13 protein-coding genes are annotated in these 13929 nt (G+C 65.7%); 8 read left to right on the top strand and 5 right to left on the bottom strand.

Annotated elements, in window-relative coordinates:
- Positions 1–3: 3 nt before the first annotated feature.
- The 3 genes from CAL29_RS18300 to CAL29_RS18290 form a co-directional block, all read right to left on the bottom strand.
- Positions 4–993, bottom strand: a complete 990-nt coding sequence (locus CAL29_RS18300; RefSeq protein ID WP_094854491.1) for a glycine betaine ABC transporter substrate-binding protein — start codon at positions 991–993, stop codon at positions 4–6.
- Between the two features lie 23 nt (positions 994–1016).
- Positions 1017–1739 carry an ABC transporter permease gene (locus CAL29_RS18295; protein WP_094854490.1) on the bottom strand — a complete coding sequence of 241 codons (723 nt, stop codon included), beginning with the start codon at positions 1737–1739 and terminating at the stop codon, positions 1017–1019.
- A 631-nt stretch (positions 1740–2370) separates the two neighbouring features.
- Positions 2371–3114, bottom strand: a complete 744-nt coding sequence (locus tag CAL29_RS18290) for a response regulator transcription factor (protein ID WP_094854489.1) — start codon at positions 3112–3114, stop codon at positions 2371–2373.
- Positions 3115–3491: 377 nt separating this feature from the next.
- Here CAL29_RS18290 and thrS point away from each other — a divergent pair, with 377 nt between their 5' ends.
- The 6 genes from thrS (at position 3492) to ptsP (ending at position 9624) form a co-directional block, all read left to right on the top strand.
- On the top strand, positions 3492–5426 hold the full coding sequence (gene thrS / locus CAL29_RS18285) for a threonine--tRNA ligase (protein ID WP_094854488.1): 1935 nt from the start codon (positions 3492–3494) through the stop codon (positions 5424–5426).
- A gap of 14 nt (positions 5427–5440) precedes the next feature.
- On the top strand, positions 5441–6037 hold the full coding sequence (gene infC / locus CAL29_RS18280) for a translation initiation factor IF-3 (protein ID WP_256977850.1): 597 nt from the start codon (positions 5441–5443) through the stop codon (positions 6035–6037).
- A 70-nt stretch (positions 6038–6107) separates the two neighbouring features.
- On the top strand, positions 6108–7073 hold the full coding sequence (gshB, locus tag CAL29_RS18275; RefSeq protein WP_094854486.1) for a glutathione synthase: 966 nt from the start codon (positions 6108–6110) through the stop codon (positions 7071–7073).
- Between the two features lie 10 nt (positions 7074–7083).
- A complete protein-coding gene (locus CAL29_RS18270) occupies positions 7084–7482 on the top strand; it encodes a PTS sugar transporter subunit IIA (protein WP_094856738.1) in 399 nt (132 codons plus the stop codon).
- A gap of 74 nt (positions 7483–7556) precedes the next feature.
- On the top strand, positions 7557–7826 hold the full coding sequence (locus tag CAL29_RS18265) for an HPr family phosphocarrier protein (protein ID WP_094854485.1): 270 nt from the start codon (positions 7557–7559) through the stop codon (positions 7824–7826).
- Positions 7827–7917: 91 nt separating this feature from the next.
- The gene (gene ptsP, locus CAL29_RS18260; RefSeq protein ID WP_256977849.1) at positions 7918–9624 is read left to right on the top strand and encodes a phosphoenolpyruvate--protein phosphotransferase; all 1707 of its coding nucleotides are present in this window, start codon (positions 7918–7920) and stop codon (positions 9622–9624) included.
- 218 nt (positions 9625–9842) lie between these two features.
- On the opposite strand, the gene amt is transcribed toward ptsP, so the two are convergent.
- Positions 9843–11081, bottom strand: a complete 1239-nt coding sequence (amt, locus tag CAL29_RS18255) for an ammonium transporter (protein ID WP_094854484.1) — start codon at positions 11079–11081, stop codon at positions 9843–9845.
- Positions 11082–11115: 34 nt separating this feature from the next.
- Positions 11116–11454 (bottom strand): P-II family nitrogen regulator, encoded by a 339-nt coding sequence (glnK, locus tag CAL29_RS18250; protein ID WP_094854483.1) that lies wholly within the window; start codon positions 11452–11454, stop codon positions 11116–11118.
- Positions 11455–11993: 539 nt separating this feature from the next.
- Between glnK and CAL29_RS31330 the strand changes: the two genes are divergently transcribed.
- Entirely contained in the window at positions 11994–12446 is a 453-nt protein-coding gene (locus tag CAL29_RS31330) for a glutaconyl-CoA decarboxylase subunit gamma (protein ID WP_179284100.1), read from the top strand.
- 229 nt (positions 12447–12675) lie between these two features.
- Positions 12676–13884 (top strand): tyrosine-type recombinase/integrase, encoded by a 1209-nt coding sequence (locus CAL29_RS18240; RefSeq protein ID WP_094854481.1) that lies wholly within the window; start codon positions 12676–12678, stop codon positions 13882–13884.
- Positions 13885–13929 lie beyond the last annotated feature (45 nt).

The raw sequence follows: 13929 nt of genomic DNA, 5'->3' as shown, positions 1-13929 counted from the left end.
CCCTCAGATCAGGCCGTGCTGGCGCAGGAAATCGGTGGCCACCTGGTCCACCGGGCGCTGGCCGATGTCGACCTGGTAGTTCATTTCGGTCATGGCGGCGTTGTCGAGTTGGGCGGCCAGGGCATTCAGTTGCTCGGCCAGCTTGGGGTGGGCGCGCAGGATTTCCTCGCGCACCACCGGCGCCGCGTTGTAGGCCGGGAAGTAATTCAGGTCGTCGCGCAACAGCACCAGGCCGAAGCCCTTGACGCGCCCGTCCGTGGTGTACACCAGGCCGGTGTCGACCTGGTTGTTGCGCAGGGCGGTGTAGACCAGCCCGGGATCGAGCTGGATGATGTCGCGCCGGGTCAGGGGCAGGTCATAGGCCTTTTTCAGAGGTTCCAGGCCGTCGGGCCGCGCGGCGAACTCCATGTCGACGGCGAAGGGATGGCGCTTTTCCGGCGTGTCGCGCACCATCTTCGCGTACTGCGACAGGGTGGTGATGCCGGTGGCTTCGGCCCGCTCGTGCGGCATGGCCAGCGCGTAGGTGTTGTTGACGGTGGATGCCCGCAGCCAGACCAGGCCCTTCTTCGCATCGAGCGTCTTGACCCGCTCATAGCTCTGTTCGGCGTTCAGCTTTTCCTGGACGTGGTTGAACACCACCAGCGCGGTGCCGGTGTAGTCCCAGACCACGTCCAGTTGGCCGTTCTCCAGCGCCTGGCGCATGAGCGTGCTGCCCAGGCCGGTGGTGAGGTCGGTGGCGTAGCCCTTGGCGCGCAGGTACTGCGCGGTCATGGAGGACAGGATCAATTGCTCGGTGAAGTTCTTGCCGCCGACGCGCAAGGGCGCGTCGGCCCGGGCCGGGGCTTGCCAGGCCAGCAGCAGGCCCGCGGCCAGCAGCACGGCGCCCAGGCGCCGCGCAAGTCCGCGCGCGGCGGTGGCGAGGCGGGGCGCCGCGTGCTTCCGTGCAGGCGCGCGCGGCGGCAGCCGGCGGCGGGCGTGGTGTTCGTTCGACATCGGTTCTCCTTGATTCAGGCCGCTCAGCGGCCCATGCCGCGCTTGCGCAGGTACAGGGCGCCGCCCGCCGCGAACAGCGCGTCGAGCGCCAGCGCCATGACGGCGGTGGCGGCGGCGCCCAGCAGCAGCAGCGGCTGGTCGTTCAGATAGATTCCCGGGAAGATGAGCTCGCCCAGGCTGTTGGCGCCGATCAGGAAGGACAGCGGCACCGTTCCCACGTTGATCACCAGGCTGATGCGCACGCCTGCCAGGATCACGGGCAGGGCATTGGGCAGCTCGACCTGGAACAGCCGCTGCGCCGGCGTCATGCCGATGCCGCGCGCCGCTTCGATCAGCGCCGGCGACACGCCGCGCAGGCCTTCGGTGGTATTGCGCACGATGGGCAGGAGCGAGGCGAGCCACAGGGCCAGGATGGCGGGTCTTTCGCCGATGCCCAGCGCCGCCAGGGCCAGCGCCAGCACCGCCAGCGAAGGGACGGTGTTGCCGATGTTGAAGATCTGCATCAGGCGGTCGGACCAGCGGCGCATGCCGGGACGGCTCAGGGCGACGCCGGCCGGCAGCCCGGTCGCGAGCGCCAGGACCATCGATATGCCCACCAGCCGCAGATGGTCGGCGGCGTCGTAGAGCAGGCGGCCGCGCTGCTGGCGGATGAAGTCCGGCCCGATCCAGGCCGCCAGGCCGGCGAGCAGCGCCAGGATGCAGGCCGTTCCGGCCAGGGCGCGCGCGGTGGAGTTGGTTTTCAGCATGACTCTCCCAGCCCGCGTCCGCAACGCGGTGAAGCGCTGTGAGCACGGGAAATGACAAGCGGGCGGAGACCGGCAGCAGCAGGGCGCCAGGCCAGGCCCGCGACAGTGCAAAAGCATTGCGTATGCACGCCATGGCCGGCAGGAACACCGGCGGACGCGCGGTGGGTCCGTGCGTCACCGAAGTGGGCGGGACCCTGAAGGTGGAAGCGCGGCACGTGAGGCCGGGCATTCCGGAGGGGCGGCGCAAGACAAGGCGAAATGCCGTTGTTTTGGCCAAATGGCAGCGCGAGTAGAAGAAAGCATCCGATGCGCCGCCGATCGTCGGGACTGCCAAATGTTCGTCTGTTCGCGTGTTCGTCAGGTCATGACCGCGCTGGCCTTGGCTGGCGCGGGAGCGTATTGCTACGCCCGGACGGGTGATGCAAGAAACCCGGACAGATGAAAACAGATGGCAACGTGTCGGCTATTGTAGCGAAGTTCAGTCAAATTGTCATCTCCTTCTTTCCGCCCTCTGCTGGGCGCCTGCTTGCGGAGAGGGGAAACGGGCGCGATTCCGGCGCTTTCGGACAGCGTTCCAGCCGCTGTCCGAAGGCGGGCGGCGGCGCGGTCGGCAGGGGGCGGGAGGGCATGTTCAGGCCATCTCCGCCGATCGCGCGAATTTTTCCTTCAGGTACAGCGCCAGCGCCAGGTCGTTGGCCAGCGCCAGCTTTTTCATGGCGCGCCGCTTGTGCGTGCTGACGGTCTTCTTGCTGCGCAGCAGCTTGCCGGAGATCTGCGTGACCGAAAGGCCCAGCGCCATGTTGCGCAGGATTTCGGCCTCGGCCGTGGTGAGCCGGGGGTCCGGCCGCGGCGGCTTGAACGCGTGCAACCGGCCCTGGCTGCAGGCGTGGAAGGTGCGCGGGGCGCCGATGGACTTGCGGATCATTTCCGCGACGCAAAGCAGGCGCTCCCCCTTCGGCACGTAGCCGTTGGCGCCCGCCTTGTAGGCCGCGTACTGGGTGTCCTCCACCTTGCCGCCGGAGAAGGTGATGATGATCAGGTCGGGATGCTGCCGGCGCAGCCGCCTGATGAAATCGACCCCGTCCGAAGGCTCGCGCGGCAGGTAGAAGTCGACGATGGCGACGTCGCAGGGAGATTCCTTCAGCGTTTCCAGGAAGCGCAGCGCCGAGGTTTCGGCCTGGACGACCTCGAAATCCGCCTGGTGGCGCAGGAAAGCGGCCATGCCCAGGCCGACGATGGGATGGTCGTCCAGGATGGAAACACGGATGCGGTGGCGGGGGCGGGCACTGAGGACATAGCGGCGGACGACTTCCTCGCCGAGGAGATACCTGGACAAGGCGGAGCGGATACCGGGGCGGCTGTACGCGAAGACCATGCGTTTCCTTGCGTGGGCGGGGCTGGATGGCAGTTTAAGGACCCCAGGCGGCTTGTCGGCGGCAACCGCGCAAAAACAGGACCAGTCCTACATGCCATCCCCATTCCTTCCGCGCCCCGTGCCAGCCCGCCGCCAGGGGTGATACAATTCGAAAATCACTTTGAACCGATCGGCTCCGCGCCAGCCGGCCGATCCCACCCTTGCGACGAGTTGTCGAATGTCTCCACGATATGCCCGAACTACGACCTTGAGTCCATGCTGACATGCTGCGACTTAGGTAGGTTCGTGGCCAGCCCGCAGGTCGGGGTTGGCGGCGCCAGACAAAGAAAACGCGGCCGATAGCCGCGTTTTTCATTTCATACATCAGGAAGCTTCAAATGGTTCAGATTACCTTGCCCGACGGTTCCCGCCGCGAGTTTCCCGGGCCCGTCACGGTGGCCGAGGTGGCGCAGTCGATCGGCGCGGGCCTGGCGCGCGCCGCCCTGGGCGGCCGCGTGGCCCGCAACGGCGAAAAGCCGCGCCTGGTCGATACGTCCTATCGCATCGACGGCGACGCCGAGCTGGGCATCGTCACCGCCAAGGACGCCGACGGCCTGGACCTGATCCGCCACTCCACGGCGCACTTGCTGGCGTACGCGGTCAAGTCGCTGTTCCCCGATGCGCAGGTCACCATCGGCCCGGTGATCGACAACGGTTTCTACTACGACTTCTCGTACAAGCGTCCCTTTACGCCGGAAGACCTGCAGGCCATCGAGAAAAAGATGGCCGAACTGGCGCGCAAGGACGAGGTCGTGACGCGCGAGGAATGGACGCGCGACGACGCCGTGGCCTATTTCAAGAGCATCGGCGAGAACTACAAGGCCGAGATCATCGCCTCGATCCCGTCCAATGAAGTCCTCAGCCTGTACCGCGAAGGCGACTTCGTCGACCTGTGCCGCGGACCGCACGTGCCGTCGACGGGCAAGCTGAAGGTCTTCAAGCTGATGAAGGTGGCGGGCGCCTACTGGCGCGGCGACAGCAAGAACGAGATGCTGCAGCGTATCTACGGCACGGCCTGGGCGACCAAGGAAGAACAGGACGCCTACCTGCACATGCTGGAAGAGGCCGAAAAGCGCGACCACCGCAAGCTGGGCCGCGAACTGGACCTGTTCCACTTCCAGGACGAGGCGCCGGGCCTGATCTTCTGGCATCCCAAGGGCTGGCAGCTCTGGCAGCAGGTCGAGCAGTACATGCGCGCGGTCTATCGCGACAACGGTTACCAGGAAGTCAAGGCGCCGCAGATCCTGGACATTTCCCTGTGGAAGAAAACGGGCCACTGGGACAACTATCGTGAAAACATGTTCACGACGGAGTCCGAGAACCGCGTCTACGGCCTGAAGCCCATGAACTGCCCGGGCCACGTGCAGATTTACAACGCCGGCCTGCATTCCTACCGCGACCTGCCGCTGCGCTACGGCGAATTCGGCCAGTGCCATCGCAACGAGCCCTCCGGTTCGCTGCACGGCATGATGCGCGTGCGCGGTTTCACGCAGGACGACGGCCACATTTTCTGCACCGAGGACCAGTTGCAGGACGAATGCGCCGCCTTTACGGCGCTCCTGCAGAAGGTCTACCAGGACTTCGGTTTTACGGAAGTGCTGTACAAGGTGGCCACGCGGCCGGAGAAGCGCATCGGTTCCGACGCGACGTGGGACGCCGCCGAGAAGGCCTTGATGGACAGCCTGGAGCGCACCGGCTGCGCGTTCGAGATCTCTCCGGGCGAGGGCGCGTTCTACGGTCCGAAGATCGAATACACGCTGAAGGACGCCATCGGCCGCCACTGGCAGTGCGGCACGATCCAGGTCGATTTCTCGATGCCGGTGCGCCTGGGCGCGGAATACGTCGACGCCGACGACCAGCGCAAGCCGCCGGTCATGCTGCACCGGGCCATCCTGGGCTCGCTGGAGCGTTTCATCGGAATGTTGATCGAAAACCACGCCGGCGCCATGCCGCCCTGGCTCGCGCCGGTGCAGGCCGTGGTGTGCTGTATCTCCGAGCCGTCGGCCGATTATGCGGCCCAAATTGCACAAACCCTGAAAAAACAAGGCTTTAGGGTTGAGTCGGATTTGCGTGGTGAAAAAATCACTTATAAAATCCGAGAGCACAGTCTGCAAAAGATCCCCTATATTCTTGTCGTAGGCGAGAAAGAACGGGAGGCCGGTACGGTCGCCGTGCGCGGCCGGGGCGGTCTGGAACTGGGCGCCATCAAGCTCGAGGACTTCATCAGCCGCCTGGCGACGGATGTGTCCGCACGGCGCGACGTCGCCGCCTGATTCCCGCCGGGTCCATTTTTCGCAGGTTTTTCAACGTTTTAGGAGTTGTCAACATCGCCACTGAAAAAGCCAATCGCATCAACGGTGAGATCCGTGTCCCCGAGGTGCGCCTGATAGGTCTGGAAGGAGAACAGCTAGGCATCGTCAAGATCGCCGACGCGTTCCGGTTGTCCGAGCAGAATGACGTGGACCTGGTGGAGATCGCCCCCAATGCCGATCCCCCTGTCTGCCGCCTGATGGACTATGGCAAGTTCAAGTACCAGGAACAGAAACGCCAGGCCGAAGCCCGTTCCAAGCAGAAGGTCATCCAGGTCAAGGAAGTGAAATTCCGTCCCGCGACCGACGAGGGTGATTACCAGGTCAAGCTGCGCAACCTGCGCCGCTTTCTGGAAGAGGGCGACAAGGCGAAAGTCACGCTGCGCTTCCGGGGCCGGGAAATGGCCCACCAGGAATTGGGCATGCGGGTGCTTGAGCGAGTGCGCGACGACCTGACCGAGCTGGCCTTGGTTGAATCCATGCCGAAGCTGGAAGGTCGCCAGATGATCATGGTGTTGGCGCCGCGCAAGAAAGCGACGCCGGGCAAGGACGCCGGGGCTGCGCCCGCGGCTTGACGTCTTTTCCCCCTGATTAAACCGCCGCCCTCCCCGATCGGGGAGGGCGGCGCACGCTGCGGGTGCCGCAATGCATGTTTTGTTCGTTATCGATCCCTTGCCGCTGCTGAAGGCGTACAAGGATAGTTCCGTCGCCATGATGCGCGCCCTGGTCAAACGCGGGCATCGCCTCAGCGTGGCCCTGCAGGGGGACCTCTATATCGACGGCGGCAAGGTGTCGGTCCGGGCGACGCCGATCTCGCTGCGCGCCGATGCCGATTTCCATGGCCACGACTGGTGGCAGGACGACGGCGCGCCGGCCGACCAGCCGCTGGCGGCTTTCGACGCCGTGCTGATGCGCAAGGATCCGCCCTTCGACATGGAATACGTCTACTCCACGCACCTGCTGGAGTATGCGGAGGCCCAGGGCGCCAGGGTGTTCAATCACGGCGCGGCCATACGCAATCATCCCGAAAAACTGGCCATCACCGAGTTCCCGGAATTCACCGTTCCGACGCTGGTGACGCGCGACATGGCGCGCATCCGCGCGTTTCACGCCGAGCACCGCGACGTCATCGTCAAGCCGCTGGACGGCATGGGCGGCACGGGGATCTTCCGGCTGCGCGATGGCGAGCTGAATCTGAACGCCATCCTGGAAACCCTGACGGACACCGGCACGCGGACCATCATGGCCCAGCGCTACATCCCGGAAATCGTCAATGGCGACAAGCGCATCCTGTTGATCGGCGGCGAGCCGGTGCCCTACGCGCTGGCGCGCATCCCCATGGCCGGCGAAACCCGCGGCAACCTGGCGGCGGGCGGCCGCGGCGTGGCCCAGCCCCTTTCCGAGCGCGACCGCTACATCGCGGAATCGGTGGCGCCGCGCCTGGCGGCGCGCGGCCTGCTGCTGGTCGGCCTGGACGTGATCGGCGACTACGTCACCGAGGTCAACGTGACCAGCCCCACCTGCTTCGTCGAGATCACCGAGCAGACCGGCTTCGACGTGCCGGAAATGTTCGCCAAGGCGCTGGAACGCGCCGTGAGCGCGGCGGCCTGACGGAGGCATGATGACCGGCATCGTCATCGTCGTCCATACGCCGCTCGGGTCCGCCATGCTGGACTGCGCGGGCCACGTCATGGGCAAGATCGACAACGTCGCGGTCCATGACATCCAGGCGGACGACATGCCGGAGGCGCGCGCGCCGGCGGTGGTGGCCGACATCCTGCGGCTGGGCCGCGACGGCGGCGGGGTGCTGGTGCTGACCGACCTGGTCGGCGCGACGCCCGCCAACATCGCCAAGCGCGCCGTGCTGGAAGCGCAGGCGCAGGGGGTGCAATGCGCCGTCCTGGCCGGCCTGAATACGCCCATGCTGCTGCGGGCGCTCACCTACCGCAATCTTTCCCTGGCGGAAACCCGGGAAAAGGCCTTGGCGGGCGGGGTGCAGGGCGTATTACGTGTAGACTGAGTTTAAAATTCTGATCCATCGTATGCCGGCGATGCGCCGGCATGATTTTGCAGTCGCTCCGCGCTCCTCCTCCTATGGCTAATTCCGAGATCGTCATCAGCAATAAATTGGGTTTGCATGCGCGGGCCGCCGCCAAGCTCACTCAGTTGGCAAGCAAATACAACTGCGATATCTATATCTCCCGGGGCGCGCAGCGTGTGAATGCCAAGAGCATCATGGGCGTCATGATGCTGGCGGCCGGCCTGGGCGTGACCGTCAAGCTGGACGCCACCGGCGCCGACGCCGAGCGGGCGCTCGCGGATATCGAAGCCCTGTTCGACAGCAAATTCGGTGAGCACGAATAAAGCCGTTCCTCCCGCCGCCGCTTCGGCTCCGGCGCAATCCGCGGCCGGCCAGGACGGCGGCGCCGGCGCCGCCCCCAGCGCGGTGCTGTGCCTGTACGGCCAGGGCGTGGCGCGCGGCTATGCCATCGGCCGCGCCGTCGTCATGGGCGCGGCGGCCCTGGAGGTCGCCCACTATCGCATCGCCCCCGAAGAGGTCCCCGCCGAGCGCGAGCGCCTGACCGCCGCGCTGCAGAAGGCGCAGGACGAGCTGCTGCAGATGGCCGACACCCTGCCCGAGGACGCCCCGCGCGAACTCGGCGCCATGCTCAACGTGCACCGCCTGCTGCTGGGCGATCCCCTGCTGGCGCAGCAGGCCCTGGGCTTGATCGAGGAACGGCACTACAACGCCGAGTGGGCGCTGACCACGCAAGGCCAGTTGCTGGGCGAGCAGTTCGACGCCATGGAGGACGAGTACCTGCGCGAGCGCGGGGGCGACGTGCGCCAGGTCATCGAACGCGTGCTGCACGTGCTGGTGGGCACGTCCGCCATCCCCGATCCCAGCCGGGTCGACGGCAACGACCCGCTGGTCGTGGTGGCCCACGATATTTCTCCCGCCGACATGCTGCGGCTGCGCGGCGGGCGTTTCCTGGCCTTCGTCACGGACCTGGGCGGCGCCACCTCGCATACGGCCATCGTCGCGCGCAGCATGGGCGTGCCGGCGGTCGTCGCCCTGGGGCACGTGCGCGAACTGGTGCGCGACGGCGACATGCTGATCGTGGACGGCGGCAGCGGCGCGGTCATCGTCAATCCCTCGCCGGCCATCCTGAACGAATACCGCGAGCGCCAGCGCGCCTATGCCGAGGAGCGGGCGGAGCTGGCGCTGCTGCGCGACGAGCCCGCCATCACCCTGGACGGCATAGGCGTCACGCTGCACGCCAATATCGAATTGCCGGAAGAGGCGGAGCTGGCGCTGGCGTCGGGCGCCGAAGGCATCGGCCTGTTCCGCAGCGAATTCCTTTTCATGGGGCGCCGCCAGTTGCCCGGCGAGGAGGAGCAGTACCAGGCCTATACCTCGGTGCTGCGGGTCATGGCCGGCCGGCCGGTGACCATCCGCACGCTGGACATCGGCTCGGACAAGACGCTGGACGACGAGGCGACGGTGGCCATCAACCCGGCCCTGGGCCAGCGCGCCATCCGTTATTGCCTGGCGCGGCCGGAAATGTTCGCCACCCAGTTGCGCGCCATCCTGCGCGCGTCGGCGCACGGCCCGGTGCGCCTGCTGATTCCCATGGTCTCGCACATGCACGAGGTCGTGGCCACGCGGCAGGCGCTGGACGCGGCGCGGCTGGAACTGGATGCGCGCGGCCAGGCCTACGCGCCGCACATCGAGCTGGGCGCGATGGTCGAGGTGCCCGCCATCGCGATCGCCATCGAGCCCTTCGCCCAGGCGCTGGATTTCCTGTCCATTGGCACCAACGACCTGATCCAGTACACGCTGGCCATCGATCGCGGCGACGTGCAGGTGGCGTCCTTGTACGACGCGCTGCATCCGGCCATCCTGCGCCTGCTGTCGCACACCATCAATGCCGGCGAACGGGCCGGCAAGCCGGTGGCCGTGTGCGGGGAAATGGCGGGCGACGCGCAGCTCACGCGCTTGCTGCTGGGGCTGGGCCTGACCGAGTTTTCCATGCATCCGCAGCAGTTGCTGGACGTCAAGCGCGAGATCCGGCGCGCGCATTCCAACGCCTTGCGCGTGAAGGTGGCCTCGGTGCTCAACCGCGCGCTGCCGGTCGACCTGGAAACCCTCAATCAGCCTTGAAAAGGCCGGGCGCAAGCCTCAATGCCCATCCAGGGCGTCGCGGATCCGGCTCCGCCGGTCCGCCAACGCCGCCCCCTTGAGGGGGCCCGCGAAGCGGGTACGGGGTGGGCTTCACTTGGCCGCGCCGGCACCATAAAAAACGGGGCGCTCGCGAGCGCCCCGTTTCCCCTTGTGTTCCGTCCCGGCCCTGTCCGTGAGGGCCGGGATCGATACCGATCCTAGCTGTGGTACGCCGATTCCCCGTGGCAGGTGATGTCCAGGCCTTCGCGCTCGACGTCTTCCGGCACGCGCAGGCCGCAGACCATGTCGGCGATCTTGTAGGCGATCCAGGCGACGATGCCGGACCAGACGATGGTCAGGACCACGCCTTCGAACTGCACCCACACCTGGCCGCCGATTTCCCCGGCCGTCTTCAGGCCCGGGCCGCCCAGCGCCTGGGCGTTGAACACGCCGGTCAGCAGGGCGCCGGTGATGCCGCCCACGCCGTGCACGCCGAACACGTCCAGCGCGTCGTCCGCCTTGAGCAGGCGCTTCAGGCCGTTCACGCCCCAGACGCAGATCACGCCGCCGGCGATGCCGATGATGAAGGCGCCGACCATGCCGACCAGGCCGGCAGCGGGGGTGATGGCGACCAAGCCGGCCACCGCGCCCGAGGCGGCGCCCAGCATGGAGGGCTTGCCCTTGAGCGCCCATTCCGTGAACAGCCAGGCCAGCACGGCGGCGGCGGTGGCGATCATGGTGTTGAAGAAGGCGAGGGTGGCTTGTTCATTCGACATCAGCGCGGAGCCGGCGTTGAAGCCGAACCAGCCCACCCACAGCAGCGAAGCGCCGATCATGACCATGGGCAGGTTGTGCGGCTGCATGGCTTCACGGCCATAGCCCACGCGCTTGCCGATCACGTAGGCGCCCACCAGGCCGGCGACACCGGCGTTGATGTGCACCACCGTGCCGCCGGCGAAGTCCAGCGCGCCCTTGGCGTTCATCAGGCCGGGCGCGGTGGGCGAGGCGAACCACACCATGTGGGCGATGGGCACGTAGGCGAAGGTAAACCAGATCACCGTGAACACCAGCACCGCGGAAAAGCGGGCGCGTTCGGCGAAGCTGCCGACTATCAGCGCGCAGGTGATGCCGGCGAAGGTCGCCTGGAAGGAGGCGAACAGCAATTCGGTCAGCGTGGCCGACATGGCGTACTTGCCGTCGGCCGGCGAGAACATGCCCGAGAAAAAGGCGCGGGAGAAACCGCCGAAGAAGGCGTTGCCTTCCGTGAAGGCCAGCGAATAACCGTAGATGAACCACAGCACCAGGCCCAGGACGAAAGTGCCCATGACCTGCATCAATACCGACAACACGTTCTTGCTGCGCACCAACCCGCCGTAGAACAGGGCCAGGCCGGGAACTGCCATCATCAACACCAGCAGTGTCGATACCAGCATCCACGAGATATCTGCTTTATCCATTTGTAATGGCTCCAATAGCGTCTTTATTCGTTATTTACAGTGCTGCTTCGCCTGCTTCGCCGGTCCGGATGCGGATGACCTGCTCCAGGGGGGCGACAAAAATCTTGCCGTCGCCGATCTTGCCCGTGCGGGCGGCTTGCTCGATGGTTTCGATGGCCTGTTCGACCAGGTCGTCCGGCACCGCGGCGTCCACGCGCAGCTTGGGCAGGAAGTCGACGGCGTATTCCGCGCCCCGATAAAGTTCGGTGTGGCCCTTCTGGCGTCCAAAACCCTTGACTTCAGTGACGGTCAGTCCTTGGACGCCAATTCCGGACAGAGCCACTCGCACCTCGTCGAGCTTGAACGGCTTGATGATGGCGATAATGAGTTTCATGGCTTATTCCTCTCATGGTTTGCGCTAGGCATTGCGTGAAAAGCAATATCCATGCCAATTTTGGTCAATCCATTGCTGACGCGGCGCTGGACATGGGCGAATGCGTTCGCCGGAGGCATGGCGGGCGTGAAAGGTCCCGGTTTCGACGACGCCAGGGGCGGGCGTGGCGGTGGCGCGGCCGGATTGCCCCAAGATAGGGAGGATCGTGGTACGTCGCGCACATGACTGGTGCACAACGTGGTGCATGACTCCGCTACCGTATGTTGTCGGACTGGGTTTTTTGTAGCGAATTGATGCGGCCCTACAGAATATGGATAGCATCCTTAGGGATGAAAATCCTGCGCCCATCATGTGCGGATCGCAGGCGGCCGCGCCAGGGTCCTCGGGACGGTATTGATACGCTGGCTTACATGCTGACGTTGTGTGGAAATGGGGCCTGCATGAAGAATGGCTTCGTCCGAACGGCGTGCGTGACCGGCGCCCCGGCAATATCCGCCACGGCGGCATTCGACCGCCGGAACGATGGGAAAGAGGAAACCATGAATCGCCTATCTGGGAATACCGCTAGGAAGACCGCGATCGCGGCCGCGCTGTTGCTGGCCGCGACCGTCCTGACCGCTTGCGACAAGAAGGATGACAAGCCGGCGGCTTCGGCCCCTGCCACGTCCACGCCATCCACGACGGCGCCGTCGACCGCGGCGCCAGCCACGCCCGCGCCGTCCTCCACGGCGCCATCCAGCGCCGCGCCGGCGCCGGCTTCCACGGCAAGCGCCGGGGACGTGCCGGCCGAGTGCGACGCCTATATCCGCAAGGTGAATGCGTGCATGGACAAGCTGGGCGCCAACAGCCCGGCCGTGGCGACGTTCCGCCAGCAGCTCGACGCGGCCCGCACGCAATGGGCCAGCGTGTCGGACAAGACGGCGCTGGCGGCGCAGTGCAAGCAATCGACCGACCTGTTTACCCAGTCCGCCGCGCAGATGGGGTGCGAATAAAAATTCCGGTTGTCTCCGGAGCCCTGGGGCGGCCAATGTGCCGCTCTTTTTTTGTTTGACGATGACTCCAGCCCGGTACTTCGCTGGACTGCGCCTAAGCCCGCTACAGCAGGTTTATCAATCACTTAGGCGAGTTCAACATATGCCGGTGCTTTCCGAAACTTGACCTGGCTTCCGGTCGCGTGGCTCCCATGTGGCTCTTGGAAACCGGGGTTTCCGAGGAGTCATCATGGCAAGAATCAAGCTCACCAAGTCCGCCGTCGATGCGGCAAAGCCCCAGGCGCTGGCCATCGAACTGCGGGATACCGTAGTTCCCGGCTTCCTGTGCAAGATCACCCCGGCCGGCCGCAAGGTGTTCATGCTCCAGTACCGCACGAACGCCGGCGAGCGCCGCAAGCCTGCCCTGGGGCAGTACGGGGAACTGACCGTCGATCAGGCACGCACGATGGCGCAGGAGTGGCTGGCCGAGGTGCGCAAGGGCGGCGACCCCAGCGCGGCCAAGAATGCCGCCCGCAAGGCACCGACCATGAAGGAGTTTTGCCACACCTTCATGGAGGACTACTCCAAGCAGCGCAACAAGCCCAGTACGCAGCGCGGCTATCAGGGTGTCATCGACCGCTGCATCATCCCGATCATGGGCCGGATGAAGGTACAGGATGTGAAGCGCCCGGACGTGGCTGCGCTGATGAAGAAGCTGGCCTACAAGCAGGCCGAGGCCAACCGCACCTTTGGCGTGCTGCGCAAGATGTTCAACCTGGCCGAAGTGTGGGGGCTACGCCCGGACGGCACGAACCCTTGCCGCCACGTCCCGATGTACCCGCCCGGCAAGGAAACCCGGCTCATCGTGGACGATGAGTTGGTACGGATCTTCCGTCACCTGGAGCACTTGGAGGCGGAAGGACTGGAGAACTACGTCATCCCGCTGGCAATCCGCCTGCAATTCGAGTTCGCCGCCCGCCGTTCCGAAATCTGCCCGCTTGAATGGGCGTGGGTTGATCTGGAAAAGCGTCGTGTCGTCTGGCCGGACAGCAAGACCGGCGGGATTTCCAAGCCCATGAGCGAGGAAGCCTATCGCTTGCTGTCCACTGCGCCGCGCCGAGAAGGCTGCCCCTACGTCCTGCCATCGCCGAATGACCCGGCCCGGCATCTGACCCACGGCGAGCACTATGGCGGCTGGAAGCGCGTGCTCAAGGCCGCCGGCGTGCCGCACGTCGGCACGCACGGCATTCGCCACCGCGCCACGACCGACATTGCCAATTCGGGCGTGCCCACCAAGGTCGGCATGAAGCTGACGGGCCACAAGACCGTGGCGATGTTCATGCATTACGTCCACACCGAGGACAAGCCTGTGCGCGATGCGGCCGAGCTGGTAGCGAGCCGGCGGCAGGCAATCACAGGCGCACAGAGAAGTGAGTCCTTGGCGGTACCTGCAATATGAGCCCATCAGCATCCTCGATGCCTTCATCCCCTCAGCGAAGCGGAC

Origin of the sequence: Bordetella genomosp. 10, assembly GCF_002261225.1 — a bacterium.
Lineage (GTDB): Bacteria > Pseudomonadota > Gammaproteobacteria > Burkholderiales > Burkholderiaceae_B > Bordetella_C.
Note: the sequence above shows the minus strand (reverse complement) of the source record. Positions and strands in the feature narration are given on the sequence as shown.